The following is a 16,285-nucleotide window of genomic DNA, read 5'->3' on the forward strand; positions in this document are numbered from 1 at the left end:
CGCCGGCCGCCCCTTGACGGGCGGCCCCCGTCCCAGCCTGCCCGGCCACCGGCTGAGCCGCGTGCGCATACTCGGCGCATGCCTGAGTTCCAGATCATCGGCGCCCGCGACGTCGAACCCGCCTCGCTGCATGCGGCCTTCACCGCCGCCTTCGCCGACTATCTGATCGGCCCCTTCGAGACCTCGCTCGACCAATGGCCGCAGTTCCTGGCGCGCCAGTGCATCGACCTGGACCTCAGTCGCGTGGCCCTGCAGCAGGGCCGCCCCCTCGCGTTCTGCCTGAGTGCCCCGCGAACCGACCTGGGCCGCTGGCGCCTGGGCACCATGGGGGCGCTGCCGGCGGCCCGTGGCAGCGGCGCCGCGCCCGCCCTGCTGGACGACTGGCTCGCGCGCGCCCGCGACGCGGGCATGGACGCGGTGGAGCTCGAATGCTTCGCGCAGAACACGCGGGCGCTGCGGCTCTACCAGGGGCGGGGCTTCGAGGTGATTGACGAACTGCACGGTTACGCGGGCCGCTTGACGACCGCGGCGGCCACGGCGCCGGACGCAGTGGCGCTGCCGCAGGCCTATGCCTGGCTCGACGCCCAGGCGGCGCAGCTGCCGCTGCAGGTGAGCCCGCCGTCCCTGCGCGCGCTGCCGGTGCGCCTGCAGGCCTGGCGCGGACCGCAGGCGCAGCTCGTGTTCTCCGAAGGGCCCGGTCCGCGGATCACCGTGCACAGCCTGGTCGATGTCGGGCGGGAGCAAGGCGGTGCCCGCGATCTTGTCGCGTCCTTGCAGGCGCGCTATGCGGACCACGAGCTCCACGTGCCGCCGCTGCAGCGGCCCGGCCTGGGAGGCGCTGCGCTGCTGCAGCTCGGCCTGAAGCGCCTGCCGCTGCACCAGCTGTGGATGCGACGCACGCTCTGAGCGCCGCGCGCAGGCTCAGGCAAGGGCGTCGGCCGGGGCTGCCCCGCGCCCGTTCGCGCTCTTTTCCTCCAGCAGCTTCACCAGCGCCACGAGCATGCGGTTGGCCGGCGTCGGCACGCCCAGCGCGGCGCCGCGCCGGACGACGTAGCCGTTGAGATGGTCGATCTCGGTGCGGCGGCCGCGGGCCAGGTCCTGCGCCATGGACGAGGACTGGCCCAGCTGCCGACCGGTGCGTTGCAGCGCGTCCCAGGGGTCTGCCGTGAGCTGCACGCCGGCCGCCTCGGCCACGGCGAGGCACTCGCGCGTCAGGTCGGCCATCACGTCGCGGACGCCTTCGCCCTGCAGCAGCGGGCCATAGGGCAGCTGCGGTATGGCCGAGAGCGCGTTGAAGGCGCAGTTGACGATCAGCTTGTCCCACTGCGCGCCGCTCAGGTTGGGGGTGGTGCGCACGGGGATGCCGGCGCCCCGCAGGCGCGCGGCGAGTGCTTCGTCGCGCGGGTCCTCGGCGATCACGAGCTCGCCCCGGCCGCGGTGGCGGATGCAGCCGGGTGCCACCACCTCGACCGCCACGTACACCACCGCGGGAACCACGCGCTGCGGCAGCAGCGCCTGCAGCGTGGGTGCGTTCTCGATGCCGTTCTGCAGGCTCAGCACGAGGGCATCGGGCGCCAGGTGCGGGCGCAGCTCGGCCGCCGTGGCGGCCGTGTCCGTGGACTTGACGCAGCACAGCACGAGCTGCGCCCCGGCGACCGCCGATGCCTGCGTGTCGGCGCGCAGCTGCACGTGCTCGCGGAAGTCCACGGCATCGAGCAGCAGTCCATGCTGGCGGATGGCCTGGACATGCGCGGCGCGGGCGACCAGCGTGACCTCATGCCCGGCGCGCGCCAGCATCGCGCCGAAGTAGCTGCCGACGGCGCCGGCGCCCAGGACCGCGACATGCATGGTCTGGCGGCCTTCCAGTGGAGGTCAGTTGTCCTTGATGCCCGCGTCGCGGATCACCTTGCGGTACTTGTCGTACTCGCTTCGGATGAAGGACGCGAACTCGGCGCGCGGCTCGGCCGAGACGGTCATTCCCGCCTTTTCGATGTTGGCGCGGATGGCGGGCGTGGAGAAGATGTCCACGCTCTCCCGGTGCAGCCGGTCGAGCACGGCGGACGGGGTCCCGGCGGGGGCGAAGAGGCCGACCCACACCGGGAAGTCGTACTTCTCCTGTCCCGGCGTTTCCGCCAGCGACGGCACATCGGGCGCGACCGGCAGGCGCTCCTTGGTCGTCAGGGCGATGGCGTTGAGCTTGCCGGCCTGCACGTGCGGCATGGCCGGCGGAAAGCCCGCGAACATCATGGGCACCTGGTTGCTCAGGACGTCGGTCAGCGCCGGCATCACGCCCTTGTAGGGGATGTGCCGCAGCTCGATGCCTGCGCTGCGGGTGAACATCTCCATGGCCAGGTGCTGCACGGAACCGTTGCCGCCGGTGGCATAGGTGTACTGGTTCGGGCTCTTGCGGGCCAGCTCCACGATCTCGCGCGCGCTCCTGGCCGGAAAGGACGGGTTGGTCACGAGGATGAAGGGAAAGCGCACGGCCATCGCGACCGGCTCCAGGTCCTTCTCCGGCCGGTAGGCCATCTTGTCGTGCATGTGCGGGGTGAACACGATCTCCGCCATCGCGCCCATGAGCAGCGTGTGGCCGTCGGCGGCCGCCTTGGCCACGTGGTTGGCACCGATCATTCCCGAGGCCCCGACGCGGTTCTCCACCGTGACCGGCTGGCCCACGCGCTTGGACAGCTCGGTCGCCAGCACGCGGGCCATCTGGTCGGCGACCCCGCCGGCCGGATAGGCCGCGACGATGGTGATCGGCTTGCTGGGCCAGGCCTGGGCCTGCACCGCGTGGGGCAGGAGCGCGGTGGCGGCGGCCGCGCCGAAAGCGAGGACGGCCAGTCGGCGACGATGCGTCATGGAGACTCCTGGTGGACGCATGAAGATGCATGCATGCACCGATGCTAGGCAGGCGAGGCGTCGTGCGCGTCAGAGTCTGGGCAAGGCGGGCTTGCCATGTGGCGTAGGCCACGCGCGTGCCTCGCGAACGCAGGCAGGCCCATGGGACGGGTGTCCGAGTGCGCGGCAAGGCCCGGCGCCGATACCATGCACGTTGGCGTGCAGGAGCAAGGGCATGAAGCGCATTGGCAGATCGATCCTCCAGGTGGCCGCCGGCGCGGCGCTGCTCCTCCTCGTGCCCTGGGCGGCCATGCAGCTCAGCGACGAGGTGCGCTGGGGGCCGGGCGACTTCGTGCTGGCCTGGGGGCTGCTGTTCGCGGCCGGGTGCGGGGTCGTGCTCGCCGCGGCGGGCATCGAGCGGCCGGCGGTGCGGTCCGGTGTGGTGGCGGGGATCGTCCTGCTCGCGGCCGTGGTGTGGGCAGAGCTGGCCGTCGGGCTGTTCCACTGAAGCGAGCCCTCTAGAATCCGGCGCTTCGTCCTCGAATCCAGAGCAGTCCTTCCCATGATCCGTCTCCTGTCCATCGCCATGCTCCTCGTCGTGCTGGCGGCACCGCTCACGGCCCGCGCCGAGTTCACCCGACATGCGCTCACCCTGGCCATGGTCCAGAAGCACCAGGCGGCCACCCGCGAGCTGGAAAAGACCGTGGCGAAGAAGGACGAGGACGAAGACGACGAGAAGGACGGAATGACCGTGGACGAGCTGGCGCGCGAGCTCGACGCCACGCCCGGCGTCAAGCCGGTGCTGGCGCGGCACGGCCTGACCAGCCGCAGCTATGCGCTCACCACCTTGGCGCTTTTCGAAGCGGGCTTCCACCTGATGATGGAGCCCTCGATGAGCGGCAAGGCCGGACAGGCGCTGGCCTCGTATCCGCCCGAGATGCGCGCCAACATCGAGCTGCTGCGCAAGAACCCGCAGTTGCTCGGCCGGTAGCGCGGCCGCGCGCCGTCGGTCGCACGCACGCACGCGCATGCCACACCCGGCCGCCCCCGAGGTCCTGCTGCTGTCGCCCGGCGACGCGGCGCTGATGGAAGCGCTGCTGGATGTCTTCGGCGAGGCCTTCGAGGACACCAGGACCTATGGCGCCCATCGTCCCTCGCGGGCCTACCTCCAGGAGCTGCTGGCCGGCGATGCCTTCATCGCCGTGGTTGCGCGCAAGGCCGGCGAGGTGGTCGGCGGCCTTGCAGCCTACGAGCTGAAGAAGTTCGAGCAGGAACGCAGTGAGATCTACATCTACGACCTGGCCGTGTCGCAGGCGCATCGGCGCGAAGGCATCGCGACGGCCCTGATCCGCGAGTTGCAGCACGTGGCAGCGCGTCGCGGTGCGTGGGTGATCTTCGTGCAGGCGGATCCGCCCGATGCACCGGCCGTGGCGCTCTACGACAAGCTGGGGCAGCGCGAGGACGTGCTGCATTTCGACATTCCGGTGCCACGCGCCTGACGCGCGCCTCCTGCCTCGTCAGGCGGGCGTGCGGCTTCCTGGCGCCCAGTGCGCCAGCGCGCTCCACAGCTTGCCCGCATCCACCGGCTTGCTCAGGAAGTCGCTCGCCCCCGCGGCCCAGCAGTCTGCGCGGTCCTTCTCCAGCACGTTGCCGGTGAGCGCGATCACCGGCAGGGCCGCCCAGCGCGCGTCGGCGCGGATGCGGCGCGTGGCCTCCAGGCCGTCCATCACCGGCATCTGGATGTCCATGAGCACGAGGTCGCATCCGGCGGGGTCGGCCTGCAGCGCGGCCAGGGCTTCGGCGCCGTGGGCGGCCGCGCGGACCCGCACCTGCGCCAGTTCCAGCAGCTGCGTGAGCACCTCGCGTGCGAGCAGGTCGTCCTCCACCACCAGCACCCGCAGGCCGGCGATGGCCTCGGGCGGTCCGTCGAACTCGGCCACCTCGGCGCCGGCGGCCGCGGCCAGGCGCAGCCGCGCGGTGAACCAGAGCGCCGTCCCCTCGCCGGCTTCGCTGTCGATGCCGAGTTCGCCCCCCATGAGCGCCGCGAGCTGGCCGCACAGCGCCAGGCCGAAGCCCACGTCGCGCTGCGGCGGCAGGGCCCCCGGTCCGGGCCCTTGCAGCAGGCGGGCGATCTCCCGGGCCGGCAGCAGCACGCCGGCGCGGCGCAGCTCGAACACCAGCAGCAGGTCGTCCGCGCTGCGGCTGGCCATGCGCACGCCGAGCTCCACCCGGTCATCCTCGCCCGCGAGCTGCGCCATGAGCGCGGCGCCGTTCAGGAGCATCTGGCCCAGCCGTGCGGCGTCGCCCACCAGGGACTTCGGCAGCTCCGGGGCGACCTGCACGAACAGGTCCAGGCCGTGCGAGCGGCACATCTGCCGGATCACGTCCACGGAGGCCTCCAGGGACGGGCGCAGCTTGAAGTCGGCCTGGTGCAGCTGGAGCGTGCCGGCCTGCGCATGGGTGAAGTCGAGCACGTCCTCCATCAGCATGGCCAGGTGGCTGCTGGCCCGCTGGATCTTCTGCAGGTGCTCGCGCGTGGCGGGCGGCATGTCGTCGTTGAGCGCCAGCTGCGCGAGGCCGACGATGGCATTGAGGGGCGTGCGGATCTCGTGACTCATGCTGGCCGCGAAATGCGTGAGCGACAGCGCAGGCGGCTGCTGGGGGCGCTGCGCGGTCTGCGGCGCCAGCGCCGGCTGCGGCGCGTGGAGCGGGCTCGCGCAAATGGGTGCCTTGGAATTATTCTTCACCCTGCGCATGTTGCCAGACGACCTCATTGCAGCTCAATGGAAAGCTGCTTCTGAAGCATTCTTGACTAGCGCGACCGGAGAACTTGTTCTCGCGGCGGGCGCAAAGGAAAGGGCCGGTCGGGCGCGGTGCTATCATTCGCGCCCTGTTCGCCCCCCAGTCATGGGCGCGGCGCGGGTTCTTAGCTCAGTTGGTAGAGCAGCGGACTCTTAATCCGTAGGTCGTAGGTTCGAATCCTACAGGACCCACCACTCTTAAGCGCGCCAGCGTTAGTGCTGGCGCTCTCATTTCTGCAGCAGCTGGCGAGTGGCCGGCCTGCTAATGAGACGGTTTATGTGACGCGTCACATATCCAGTGCGCAGTCGCTAGGCAGAGCCGCAAGGCCCCTCTGTCGTCCTCCCCTGGTTCCGCATCGCCTCGATGCTGTCCGCACTACTGGGACAAGCCTCTGCTAGGCCGTCCTGTCGCTCAATCGTCCGAATCTCGACGCCTGCTACCAACAGGACGGTAGACACGTCGCGGATTGGCTTGAGCAGGAACCTGGCCGTGCTGGCGCAGTAGTGCTCGATACGGTTCAACGGTTCAAGGGTCTGGAGTCGCCGGTTGTCATCCTCTGGGGCATCGATGGGGTGGCAGCGCAAGGGCGCCAGGAGTTGCTTTACGTCGGGATGAGTCGAGCTAAATCGATCTTGCTTGTGGTCGGGTCCGCAGTGACTTGCGCCTTGGTCGGCGAGACTTCCGCGAAGCCGCGCTGACTGGTTGCAATTAAAGCGGCTCGCTCCTGCCCGCCCCGTCAATCAGGGAGCCAGTGGACATTGCCGCGACGCCGTTCGCTCCCCGAGCGGGGCAGGCACGTCCCTAATCGCGCGGCATCTGGTTCTGGCCGGAAGCAGACAGGAGTGTCTTCAGGAGGAGGCGTTCAGGATGTCTCGGTGAAGCTGCCAACCGTCTGACCCGCGCTTCCAGATGACGATGTACTTGCCCCGACCCTTCACAGATCCGTCGTCGCCCATGGCCTCGGAGGAGCCGCGCTCCCAAGCCGAGTCCCCGGTTCCCTCGATCTCGATGGAGGTCAGCCTGATTTCGCGAATACCTCTTGCTTCAAACGAAGCGAAAAACGCGCGAGCACCGGCTGCGCCCTCAAGCGGCTCGCGCCCCGGCAACAGAAGCAGCGCATCAGGACTGTAAAGCCGGACGAAGCTTTCCTCGTCGCGCATTCGCACAGCCGACATGAACCGCTCGTTTACGGACTCGATCTCAGAACGAAGTGAGCTCATCTAAGCCTCCCATCCGGTAGCTCTTAGGAAGTCTACGCCGCGGCCAGGAGAAAGGGGTGGGCCAACTGCATTGGTCTGGACGAAAAGACGTAGCACCAAGCGGATAAGCACGTCTGCCTCTGACCGGAAGCAGACGTGCTTATCCGCTGGCCGCCGCCGTCCGAGATAACTCGGCATGGAGCCGCGTGTGATCTGTAGCCGTTTGCAGCTGTCCTGGTGCGGAGTACGCTCCAGCTTATGAACCTACGGAAGCAGCGCAAGCGCCGGCCGGTGCGGATCTTGGTGGGTAGCGTGGGCTGGTGGCGTGACAAGCACCAACGAGCACGCCGCCAAGTAGCGGCCGGGATTGACGGTGCGTGGTTTAAGGACGGGAACACTGCCTGCATGCGGCTTATCAACTCGCCGTACTAGCCACCCAAAGGCCTGACCCGGCTAGCAGCTCACATGTCTCATATCCAGTGACTCTTCGGGCTCCTTCCCCACGCAACGACCCAAGACTTTGGCCGTTTTATATGAGACGGGCAGCCGAGAGAAACCATTGGCTGACAGTCACTTAGCTGCGTTCCCAGCTGCGGCCTCTTAATCCGTAGGTCGTAGGTTCGAATCCTACAGGACCCACCATCTTTTCTAGCGTCAACGAAGGCTCGGCTGCTACTACAACGGTAGCAGGCTGTCACAACAGTTGATCGCGTGGACGGTTTGTGGACAGAGTCGGAGGGGCTGAGACTGGCTTTGGCCATCTCCTGGACGCAACAGGGGGTATGGGCTTTTACCTACTCCCTGTCGCTTGATCCATGTACGGCAGGACCCGGTTCTCACAGAGTTGACGGTGAGGCTGGCTGACTCTCGCCTTAGTCGCGATGACTTCGCGTGGGCGCTCGGCCTCTTGGCCGGGCTGGTCGACTACTACCCGCCAGAGATCAGGCCATGACAGCGTGGTCAAGGTTCGTTCTTGTTCCGTCCTGAGCCAGCCTGTATTACCAATGCCTTTTCGGAATGAAGAAAGCTTTCCCGCTCTTCTTTGCTCGCTGGAATTGGCTGCCGATCGGCGCTAAGCACGCAGAAGCGGGGAACGTCGGACATACAAGTCAGTATGCCATCGGGAACTGTACAGTTGCGTGACCATGAACGCTGCTCTCGGACTCCTGCTGCTGCTCCCGGCCGTCGCCGCGCACAGCGCCTCGATCTACCTGTGCAGGTCATATGGCGGCGGCACCTTCTGGGCGCAGGCCCACTGCAGTCAGCACAACGCGCTCATCGAATCCATCGTGAGCGTGCCGGACGGGATGCCCTGGGCGCAGCAGGTAGAACTTGCCGAGCAGCAGCGGCGCCCGCGGCAGGTAGCGCCGCAACCGGCCGCGTGGAGCACACGCACACGCAGACGAACGCTCACATCGCGCGCCAGACGGAATGCGCCACGCTCGACGCGCAAGTCGCGCAGCTCGATAGCCTGGCGCGGCAGCCACTCCCGGGACAGATGCACGATCGCATCCGGCACGACCGCAAGGCCGCGCGGGATCGGCAGTTCGCGCCGCGGTGTCAGTAGGGAGGGCCTTCCCTCTCAGCGCCGCTACCCGCGGCACCGTAGCGATTGAAAGTGGCTCCGACACGGAAGAGCGTTAACGCGACGCCAAACCAGATGTCGCCCGCGCGCGACAACAGACGGCTTTGCCAAGTTCTGCCACGCGAGCCCCCCTGCAGGTTGGTGAGCCAAACTGATGAGTTGGCCACATACTGTGCCGGGAGCTGGATGCCAGCAGGTCCCAACTTGGCCTGCTCCGTTCCCCTTCGGCCCGCTTCGGCGGGCCTTTTTTCGTCCGATGGCCGAGGTTTGTGACCTCAAAGTCGTCTTCGGTGTCCTAAAGGGCTTACGGTCGTTGGCCTACGCAGGGCAGAGTAGACCGTGAGCATCCTGCGTCCGGGAGGTGCGAACTTTGGAACCGGTCAACTCGACACTGCGCGTGCTGGTTGTGGACGACAACGTCGATGCAGCGGAGATGGTAGCTAGCCTGCTGAGCATGCTTGGCTACGAAACGTCAGCAGCCTACGACGGGGAATCCGCGGTGAGTACCTGGTCGGCGGGCCGGCACGACGCCGTGATCCTCGACTTGGGTATGCCAGGGATGAATGGCTATGAGGCAGCGAAGAGAATTCGGGCGCAGTGCAAGTCGTGTTTGCTGATCGCACTGTCGGCGTGGGCGCAACCAGCGGACGTTGCCCGCGGCAAGCAGGCTGGCTTCGACCACCACATCGCCAAACCAGCTTCCGTAGATCAGCTCCTTGAAGCCCTTGACCGCCGCCTGCGGGCACCGGCAGACGCGCAGTGACGCCAACGGCGGCTACGCAGCAGCGGGCGCGGTCGTATGGCTGCGGCAATCGCGAAGCGCCTGCAGCACGCGGGCGAACTCGACTGGTTTGACGAGGTACTCGTCGAAGCCCACGCGCATTGCCTCTGCACGTTGCTCGTTCCCAGCCCACCCGGTGATGGCGACGATGCAGGTGTGCCCCTTCACATGTTCCTCCCGCAAGCGCCTGCACACCTCGAACCCGTCCATGTCCGGCAGGCTGATGTCGAGGAGCACCACGTCCGGCTTCGTGCGCTTTGCGACCTCGATTGCTTCACGCCCTGAGTACGCGGTCACGGCCGTGTGCCCATCAGCTTCGATCAGGATGGTGAGCATCTCGACCGCATCAACGTTGTCGTCCACGACGAGGACAACATGCGATTCAATCTGCAGGCGCGGGCTCTGGCTCATCAGCTATAAGTTTCAATCTGACGGCACTGTAGGACAGAGGTGACCGAACAGTCTGCTTTTCCTGAATGTCCCCCTGGGCAGCAGGGGCTGGCTTCACGGTCAGGGGATGTTGCTGCGCCTCTTGAGCATTCCGATGAACACATCGACGATGGCGTCTCTGCTCAGCCGGTACTCGGGGGGGGTGCGGGGCTGGCGAGCTCTCGTCCTCTATGCGCTCGTGGAGCCGGAGAGTCGAGAAGGGCCGCCGCTGCGTGTGCTGCCGCGGCTTGCGGCATCGCCGTGATGACATCAGGGCCTGGCTCTTCGAGGAGGTCGTCGCCAAGCGCAAGGCCTGGCGTGTGTGCAGCGACCACTGGCTGAAGGTTACCAGCCGAGGTGGTCGGGGCGCGAGTAGGCGCGAGCAAGAGCGGCTAGGTGCCCCAACCAGTCATGCTCAAATCGACCCTTTCTTGAAGAGGGCGAGCCGATGGGCATGATGGAAATGGGCGCGGGGATGATTCTGGGAGGGATCATTCTCCAGGTCCTCGCATTCGCGGTGTTCATGTGGGTTCTGTATCTGGTGATCCGTTCCGGAGTCCGGGACGGGATCAACCAGTCGAAGCAGCTTGGGCAGCAGCCAGCAGACCGGCCGCGAGCGCGGAGCGAGCCGACCTTCTGACCCCCCGCTCAGCGGGAGATGCATGCGCGAGCGCACGCCCGCGTAGCCTCAGAGACAGGGCAATCCTCCCCTGCGCCATGAGCGATTCATCTGATGGCGCCGACCTGCCCGCGAAGATCACACTGTCGCTGCGTGTAGGGGAGTCGCCAAGTGGATAAGGCTCCGGGAGTGATCCGGCATGCGAGGGTTCGAGTCCTTCCTCCCCTGCCAGGAAGTCGTCCGTCCAAATTGCTCAGACGGCGGACGTCGGGGAAACCGCCCCCCTGTCGGCGGTGACAGCCGGGAAAGACCGGCGCCTCTCAGCGCCTCAGGTGCACGTACGGCGCGACGGCCCGGGCGACCTCGCCTTGAGACGCGGCATCGACCTGCGCATCGTAGAACTCGATCAGCACCTCGAACGCGGCGACTTCAAGCTTTCCGACTTTCCCCCGGGCGGCAGCAATGGCCTTCAGCGCGCGCCGAGCTGCGGCGCATACCGGCAGTGCCTCCGTTCCGACTCCGACCCTGGCAAGGCTTTCTGACGTGCCCACGATGGCCTCCAGCACCTGGATGCCGTGGCGGTCTATCCTTCCTGCGCGCACCTCTCTGAGCGTCATCAGGTTGGCGGTCTTGATCGTGGTCAGATCGGGCGGCTGGGCGGCAACGACGGCGGCCCGCACGGGGTTGGCCAGCGGGTTCCAGGCCCTGCGCCGGGTTCGTTTCTTCATTGCGGCATCTGCTGCCCGTTGTCGAAGAATCGGTGCACATCGTCGGCATCGAACACCGCCTGGCCCGTGTTCAGGCGATAGCAGCGCAGGCGGTGCCCCATGATCTCCAGCACGCCGGAGTGGGTCGCGTAGGGCAGGTTCTCGGCGCTCGGCTGCTGACCCGTTTCCCGCCAGTCCACCTGCCGCATCATCAGTTCCATCGGTGTGGCCATCAGGCGATCTCCCTCACATCGGGCATGCCGTCGATGTCCCAGCGGCCCACGATGCCGGTGAACTTGTTGATGGCCTTGATCAGCGCCTGCGCGTGCACCTGGTTCTCCTCGACGCCTCGTTCGTAGAGGTCGCGGCTCGCCTTCAGTTCGGCCACGATGTCGTCCGCGCCAGTCGGTTGGCCGATCTGGTTGGAGACGACCGTGAGCGTCTCCGCAAGGCTTTGGGCGAGGCGGGCCTGCACCCGGTCCACCTCGTCGCGCGAGCGGGCTGTTCCGAGGCTGGCCTGCTCGATGGCCCGGCTCAGGTCCGGCAGCCGCTCCAGCGCGTTCGGGTCCAGCGCGCGGGCCTGCGCCGTGTTGATGGCGAACTGCGCCTGCAGCGTGCCGATGTCCTGGCTCGCGGTGCGCTGGCCGGTCAGGCGACGAATCTCCTCGGAGACGCTGGTGATGGCCCCCTCGAAGATGCCGTAGAGGCGCTCCTGCAGACTGCGCTCGGCGTCCTGCATGGATCGGGCCTGATCGGCGGCCAGTTGCGCCGCGGTACGCAGGTCTTCCTGGCGATAAATCTGCTCCAGCAGCGCCTGGTTCGTGGAGTCGATGGCGGCGCGCTCGCGCTCGCGGATGCGCGCCAGCTTTTCCGCGTCCGAGCCGATCAGGTCCAGCAGGCGATCATCCAGGCCTGCGCGCTCGTTGGCGATCCGCTCGGCCTCCTCCGCGTACCGGCGCAGGTCTTCCTGCGCGTACACCTGGGCGAGCAGAGCCCGGTTCGTCTCATCGATGGCCGCCCACTCCCGACCACGGGCGCGCGTGAGCTTGTCCGCCTCGCTGGCCGTGAGGTCGAACAGGCGGTCCTCCAGGCTTTGCCGCTCCGTCAGCGCCTTGTTGATCCGCTGAAAGGCGGCAAGCGGTCAACGCTTCTGGTCGTGTGACACCACTGGAGGCCAACGCACCCATCAAAGCGCGCCGATCAGCTCGCGGGGCGCAAATCCATCGCTTCCACGACTCGATCAAACGGGATGGCCGCCTTTTCGTTGAGGCGCTTGACGTCTTCCGCGCTGCTGCCCTCGAACAGGCACATGCACTGGCCGCTGTCCGGCACGAAGGTGCTGCGCACGTAACGGACCGGGGTACCCTGGGCAGACATCTCGCCTGCTGTCTGGATGGCTCGCTGCTGGGCAGCCGAGAGCTGGTCCATCGAAATGCCAGGGAGGCTGCGCTCCACCAGATAGGTCTGCATGGTCGATCTCCTTGCCCGAAGGCGGTGTTCAGAGGGGCGGCGTCAATGCGCAAAGATGGCGTGCACGGCAGTGTTGCAACCCGGGTCGGACCCGCGCAATGGTCAATGCGACCGGCCTGACCGGGACAAAACGACTATCGATCGACAGGCCTGCGCCTCAAGCGCACCTGCATCCTTGCTCGATGACGGCCGGCGCCCAAGATCGACCACAATGATTCCGAGTACCCGGTCCAGCCGCTGAGCCAGCCTTTGCGAAGGATTCAGATGCGCGATGAACCCGATCCACGAGTTGCCTTGGTCGAGCGCTTCTTCCAGGGCACCGGGAGCAGCTACGACTTCATGGTCAATGCCTCGACCTTCGGCATCGACCGGCTGTGGAAGCGGCGCATCGTCAGCCTGCTTCCCACCGACTCGCGCCGTGTGGCGGATCTGGCCTGCGGCACCGGCATATTGACCCTGGCGATCGCTCGCCATCTGCCCCGGTGTCATGTGGTCGGGGTGGAACTGCGTGACGAGTACCTCTCGATCGCCCGGGCGAAGCTCGGACGATCGGGCCTTCGGAATGTCGAGCTGGTGCTGAGCAGGGCCGAGGACTACCTTGGCACCGAGCCGTTCGACTGCATCGCCTCGTCCTATCTCGCGAAGTACGCCGACCTGCCGCGGCTGGTGGACAAAGCCTGGCAGATGCTCACGCCCGGCGGGCTGCTCCTGATGCACGACTTCACGTATCCACCCAAGCCGCACCTCGTCCGGACATGGCGCGTTTACTTCTACCTCCTGCAGCGCATGGGCCGGGTGTTCCCGGCCTGGCGCGAGATCTACCACGGGCTGCCCGAACTCATCGAGCACACGCGCTGGCTGGAGGAACTGCCGGCCGCCCTGCAGGCGCATGGCTTCACCGACATCCACCGCGAAGACTTGACCCTGTACGGATCGGCCATCGTCACGGCGCGGCGGCCGGCGTAGCGCGGGCGATCTCGCGCGGTGCGGCCCTCAGCAAGCCGGCGTGCTTGCCGCTTCCCAGGAGATCGGCGGTCGCGATCGCCCGCTGCAGCCGGTGTTCGGCCGCCGCCAGCATGCGTTCGCGCAGGACGGCGCGCAGGCGCTCCAGCGCTGGCGGCCCTGGCGCGTCGAAGCGGCGCATCGGGAGGAGGTCGGCGCAGAAGTGCGACATGGCCGGGCTAAGCAGCGGCAGCTGCGCGGCATCAGGTGGGGCATCGAGCAAGTCGTGCACGTCGTCGAGGATCTGGTAGGCCTCTCCGATCAGGACGCCGTATTCGAAGGCGCGCTCTGCCGACGCCGCCGAAGCCGCTGCAGCGAGCGCTCCCAGTTGGGCGGCAGCACCGAAGAGCACGCCGGTCTTCAACGCGATCACCCGTGGGTAGAGATCGGCGGCAACGGTGCCCGCCTCCAGCGCGGGCCCGGAAGATGCAAGCGGCTCCTGGTACGCACCGGCGGCCATGGTCGCGATGGCGGTGGCCAGGACCACGCCGTCATGGGGGCCCAACTCGGCCATGCGGCGCAGCGCCGTGGCGAAGATGACGTCACCCAGCAGAATCGCCCGCCGGGGACCCTGCTCCGTCCACAGGGCCGGTCCATTGCGACGCGTCGCATCCCCATCGACGACATCGTCGTGGATCAATGAGGCTGCCTGGACGCATTCGATGGCCATGGCGCGGGGGATGGCTGCGGCCGCCGCGCCGCCCAGTGCTTCGTTCAGGAGGACGACGAGGCCTCCGCGCAGGCGCTTGCCGCCGTGGAGCACGTCCCGGACGGCGTCCCTGTGCGCGGCAGGGAGGTCCTCGAAGAACTGCGGGACACAGCGATCGAGGTCGTGGTCCAACCGCTTCCTGAGGGCCTGCCAGTGGCTGGCGAAGGCGGCCTGGTCCGGTGGATCGATGCCTTGGCTCATGCCGTCCAGCGCCATGCAGCCAAACCCAGTCCCAGGAGGATCACTGCGCAGCTCACGAACCGGAGGATCGCCTCCAGCTGCTGCATCTGGACACGGTCGCTCCCGGATGCAGAGCCGCCCGCCGTGGATCGCTTGAGGGCCTTGTAGGGCCGCGAGGCCGTGATTTCGACGAGGCTCAGCGCGCCGGCCGCAGCGGCGACGAGCAGGGCCGCGAAGCTGATGCTGTTGGTCTGCAGGACATAGCCCGCCAGCACCGGCAGCGCGCCCCAGGACAGCGCGAACCAGCCATCGGTGTGGAAGCGCCCCTCGAACCACTCGAGGTTGTAGGCCAGCAGGAAGAAGCCCTCCAGGATCGCGATCCACCAGAGCAGAGGGGCCGGCCCAAGCAGGTACGGCAGGCCGATGGCGTAGGCGGTGGCAATGGACACGAGCGCGAGCAGCCGCAGCTGCCGCTTGGAGAAGACGTCACCCCATGGCTTGATCGCGCGGCTGCCCAGTGCGTCGAGCGCGTGGGCCCCGATTCCCAATGCGAGGAAATAGATGCCCGCAAGCGCTGCCACCCGATCCCAATGGACAAGCTCGGCCAGCATGGCGCCGATGACGGTGAACGCGAGGACCATCCCCGTGTAGGGAAGGAAAAGCAGTCCCACGGCGGCGCGAAACCGCGGCGATCCAACCCTGGGGACGAACCATTCATTCAGCCTCATGCGGGGCTCCCGGAGTGCGCATCCCCGACAAGTCGTGGAGCCGCCTTCATTGTCTTCCAGCTTGCGGTCCCCAGGCCGTGACCTGCCGTCCGGCCGCCCTGTCCACTGTCCCTAGCGCTTCGGCCGGTTCTTCTGGATGATGGCCACCAGGATGAGCCCATAGGCGATCACGCGCAGCGAGTAGATCATGGGATCCAGTTCGTTCGAATTGGCCAGGAGCCCCAGCGTCAGCCGGTTGCCCGCCTCGATCCAGAAGGACAGTGCGAAGAAGAGGAAGAAGCGGTCGCCGGAACGCCGCCAGAACCTGAAGAAGAACAGGCCGACGAGGAGCGAGCCCAGGGCGATGGCGCCGATCAGTATCTGGTTCATGTCTTCACTCCTCGTCCCAGATCAGCCCGAACAGCAGCAGCGTCACCGCCGTGAGCGCCATGACCAGACGCCAGCTGCTCAGGTCGGCCGTCGGAAACAACAGCTTGTCGGCCACGAGCAGGAAGTTGTTGACCGTCATCGCGCCGAAGCACATGGCGCTCCAGAACAGCAGCCGCGCCCGGCTGGCGCGCCAGCCGCGAAAGAGGAACAGGAAGCACGCCAGCGAAGTCAGGGCGCACAGAAAGTAAATGGTTGCCGCCATTAGGAGTCCTTGCGCCAGCGGAATGCGTCCGCGAACTGTTGCGCCCGCTTGTCACCTTTTCCGTGGATCAACGTGGCCACCGTGACCACGTCGGCGGCGTAGTGGGCAGCCAGCCGGTCCAGCAGTGCAGCCAGCTCGGGCGAGACCGGTTGGTAGCGATACGCGCGTTCGGCACCTTCCGCGGCCACCGCTACGCCGTTGGCGACCGCCGATTCGAGCAGCGGAGCCGAATCCGACTCCGAGACGTAGAGCCGGCGCGCCATTTCCTGCGTCGACCAGGCGCGCTCGGGCTCGGCGCGCATCAGCAGGATGCCTTCGAGGTAAGGCACCGAGGGGATGTTCGAGACGATGTATCGCCGAAGTTCCGGCGGCAGCTCGGGCCGACTCACTTGGACGAAGCGCTTTCTGGCATAACCCGCTACTCTAGCGCGGGAAAGGTCTTCGGGCCCTGGCCCAGCAGAGGGAAGTGGGTCGATTTCGCATCCGTTTAACGCCGTGTCGGACGCGGCCCCGTGCCGATGCCGGAACCGTCCTACACCTCTGCCGTGCGCGAAGTAGGACACTACGCGCCCGCTCTTCCATGGGTTCTTGAAGAGGCCGCGAGT

At 67.2% G+C, this 16,285-nt stretch carries 22 protein-coding genes and 2 tRNA genes; 10 read left to right on the forward strand and 14 right to left on the reverse strand.

Annotated features, from left to right (window positions below):
• Positions 1-78 precede the first annotated feature (78 nt).
• Positions 79-906 (forward strand): GNAT family N-acetyltransferase, encoded by an 828-nt coding sequence (locus tag EZ242_RS18475; RefSeq protein WP_135286672.1) that lies wholly within the window; start codon positions 79-81, stop codon positions 904-906.
• Positions 907-921: 15 nt separating this feature from the next.
• On the opposite strand, the gene EZ242_RS18480 is transcribed toward EZ242_RS18475, so the two are convergent.
• Positions 922-1,848 carry a ketopantoate reductase family protein gene (locus tag EZ242_RS18480; protein WP_135286673.1) on the reverse strand — a complete coding sequence of 309 codons (927 nt, stop codon included), beginning with the start codon at positions 1,846-1,848 and terminating at the stop codon, positions 922-924.
• Positions 1,849-1,872: 24 nt separating this feature from the next.
• Positions 1,873-2,859 carry a Bug family tripartite tricarboxylate transporter substrate binding protein gene (locus EZ242_RS18485; protein WP_167784853.1) on the reverse strand — a complete coding sequence of 329 codons (987 nt, stop codon included), beginning with the start codon at positions 2,857-2,859 and terminating at the stop codon, positions 1,873-1,875.
• Between the two features lie 214 nt (positions 2,860-3,073).
• On the opposite strand from EZ242_RS18485, the gene EZ242_RS18490 reads away from it, so the two are divergent.
• From EZ242_RS18490 to EZ242_RS18500, 3 genes are read left to right on the forward strand one after another with little or no spacing between them, the layout of a single operon-like run.
• A complete protein-coding gene (locus EZ242_RS18490) occupies positions 3,074-3,346 on the forward strand; it encodes a hypothetical protein (protein ID WP_135286675.1) in 273 nt (90 codons plus the stop codon).
• 54 nt (positions 3,347-3,400) lie between these two features.
• A complete protein-coding gene (locus EZ242_RS18495) occupies positions 3,401-3,829 on the forward strand; it encodes a hypothetical protein (protein ID WP_135286676.1) in 429 nt (142 codons plus the stop codon).
• A gap of 37 nt (positions 3,830-3,866) precedes the next feature.
• Positions 3,867-4,337: an AAC(3)-I family aminoglycoside N-acetyltransferase gene (locus EZ242_RS18500; RefSeq protein WP_135286677.1), complete on the forward strand. Its 471-nt coding sequence runs from the start codon at positions 3,867-3,869 to the stop codon at positions 4,335-4,337.
• 18 nt (positions 4,338-4,355) lie between these two features.
• Here EZ242_RS18500 and EZ242_RS18505 read toward each other — a convergent pair whose 3' ends face one another.
• Positions 4,356-5,585 (reverse strand): response regulator, encoded by a 1,230-nt coding sequence (locus EZ242_RS18505; protein WP_167784855.1) that lies wholly within the window; start codon positions 5,583-5,585, stop codon positions 4,356-4,358.
• Positions 5,586-5,758: 173 nt separating this feature from the next.
• Here EZ242_RS18505 and EZ242_RS18510 point away from each other — a divergent pair.
• Positions 5,759-5,834, forward strand: a tRNA-Lys gene (locus EZ242_RS18510).
• Between the two features lie 309 nt (positions 5,835-6,143).
• On the forward strand, positions 6,144-6,338 hold the full coding sequence (locus tag EZ242_RS22680) for an ATP-binding domain-containing protein (protein WP_205960680.1): 195 nt from the start codon (positions 6,144-6,146) through the stop codon (positions 6,336-6,338).
• Positions 6,339-6,488: 150 nt separating this feature from the next.
• On the opposite strand, the gene EZ242_RS18520 is transcribed toward EZ242_RS22680, so the two are convergent.
• Positions 6,489-6,860, reverse strand: a complete 372-nt coding sequence (locus EZ242_RS18520) for a YybH family protein (protein WP_135286679.1) — start codon at positions 6,858-6,860, stop codon at positions 6,489-6,491.
• A gap of 1,934 nt (positions 6,861-8,794) precedes the next feature.
• Here EZ242_RS18520 and EZ242_RS18525 point away from each other — a divergent pair.
• On the forward strand, positions 8,795-9,187 hold the full coding sequence (locus EZ242_RS18525; RefSeq protein ID WP_135286680.1) for a response regulator: 393 nt from the start codon (positions 8,795-8,797) through the stop codon (positions 9,185-9,187).
• Positions 9,188-9,199: 12 nt separating this feature from the next.
• On the opposite strand, the gene EZ242_RS18530 is transcribed toward EZ242_RS18525, so the two are convergent.
• Positions 9,200-9,616, reverse strand: coding sequence for a response regulator (locus EZ242_RS18530; RefSeq protein WP_135286681.1), 417 nt, complete (start codon positions 9,614-9,616; stop codon positions 9,200-9,202).
• Positions 9,617-10,082: 466 nt separating this feature from the next.
• On the opposite strand from EZ242_RS18530, the gene EZ242_RS18535 reads away from it, so the two are divergent.
• Positions 10,083-10,274, forward strand: a complete 192-nt coding sequence (locus EZ242_RS18535; RefSeq protein ID WP_135286682.1) for a hypothetical protein — start codon at positions 10,083-10,085, stop codon at positions 10,272-10,274.
• A gap of 136 nt (positions 10,275-10,410) precedes the next feature.
• A tRNA-His gene (locus EZ242_RS18540) sits at positions 10,411-10,484 on the forward strand.
• A gap of 89 nt (positions 10,485-10,573) precedes the next feature.
• Here EZ242_RS18540 and EZ242_RS18545 read toward each other — a convergent pair.
• The 4 genes from EZ242_RS18545 to EZ242_RS18560 all read right to left on the reverse strand — a co-directional run bounded on the left by EZ242_RS18545 (position 10,574) and on the right by EZ242_RS18560 (position 12,430).
• The gene (locus EZ242_RS18545; protein WP_135286683.1) at positions 10,574-10,981 is read right to left on the reverse strand and encodes a hypothetical protein; all 408 of its coding nucleotides are present in this window, start codon (positions 10,979-10,981) and stop codon (positions 10,574-10,576) included.
• Positions 10,978-11,193 carry a hypothetical protein gene (locus EZ242_RS18550; RefSeq protein WP_135286684.1) on the reverse strand — a complete coding sequence of 72 codons (216 nt, stop codon included), beginning with the start codon at positions 11,191-11,193 and terminating at the stop codon, positions 10,978-10,980. The genes EZ242_RS18545 and EZ242_RS18550 overlap by 4 nt, the downstream gene beginning before the upstream one ends.
• On the reverse strand, positions 11,193-11,939 hold the full coding sequence (locus EZ242_RS18555) for a coiled-coil domain-containing protein (RefSeq protein ID WP_135286685.1): 747 nt from the start codon (positions 11,937-11,939) through the stop codon (positions 11,193-11,195). Before EZ242_RS18555 ends, EZ242_RS18550 begins: the two co-directional genes overlap by 1 nt.
• A 221-nt stretch (positions 11,940-12,160) precedes the next feature.
• Positions 12,161-12,430, reverse strand: coding sequence for a DUF4242 domain-containing protein (locus EZ242_RS18560; protein WP_135286686.1), 270 nt, complete (start codon positions 12,428-12,430; stop codon positions 12,161-12,163).
• 264 nt (positions 12,431-12,694) lie between these two features.
• On the opposite strand from EZ242_RS18560, the gene EZ242_RS18565 reads away from it, so the two are divergent.
• Positions 12,695-13,396 carry a class I SAM-dependent methyltransferase gene (locus EZ242_RS18565; protein WP_135286687.1) on the forward strand — a complete coding sequence of 234 codons (702 nt, stop codon included), beginning with the start codon at positions 12,695-12,697 and terminating at the stop codon, positions 13,394-13,396.
• On the opposite strand, the gene EZ242_RS18570 is transcribed toward EZ242_RS18565, so the two are convergent.
• The 5 genes from EZ242_RS18570 to EZ242_RS18590 form a co-directional block, all read right to left on the reverse strand.
• On the reverse strand, positions 13,374-14,342 hold the full coding sequence (locus EZ242_RS18570) for a polyprenyl synthetase family protein (protein WP_167784856.1): 969 nt from the start codon (positions 14,340-14,342) through the stop codon (positions 13,374-13,376). The two genes, EZ242_RS18565 and EZ242_RS18570, sit on opposite strands and share 23 nt — an antisense overlap.
• Positions 14,339-14,962: a hypothetical protein gene (locus tag EZ242_RS18575; RefSeq protein WP_205960681.1), complete on the reverse strand. Its 624-nt coding sequence runs from the start codon at positions 14,960-14,962 to the stop codon at positions 14,339-14,341. The genes EZ242_RS18570 and EZ242_RS18575 overlap by 4 nt, the downstream gene beginning before the upstream one ends.
• Positions 14,963-15,160: 198 nt before the next feature.
• Positions 15,161-15,418: a DUF5985 family protein gene (locus tag EZ242_RS18580; protein WP_135286690.1), complete on the reverse strand. Its 258-nt coding sequence runs from the start codon at positions 15,416-15,418 to the stop codon at positions 15,161-15,163.
• Positions 15,419-15,422: 4 nt separating this feature from the next.
• Positions 15,423-15,680, reverse strand: a complete 258-nt coding sequence (locus EZ242_RS18585) for a DUF5985 family protein (protein ID WP_135286691.1) — start codon at positions 15,678-15,680, stop codon at positions 15,423-15,425.
• Complete coding sequence (locus EZ242_RS18590; RefSeq protein ID WP_240787152.1) at positions 15,680-16,009, reverse strand: hypothetical protein; 330 nt, start codon at positions 16,007-16,009, stop codon at positions 15,680-15,682. Before EZ242_RS18590 ends, EZ242_RS18585 begins: the two co-directional genes overlap by 1 nt.
• Between the last annotated feature and the right edge of the window lie 276 nt (positions 16,010-16,285).

The organism is Ramlibacter rhizophilus, assembly GCF_004681965.1.
In the GTDB taxonomy this organism is placed as follows: Bacteria; Pseudomonadota; Gammaproteobacteria; order Burkholderiales; family Burkholderiaceae_C; genus Ramlibacter; species Ramlibacter rhizophilus.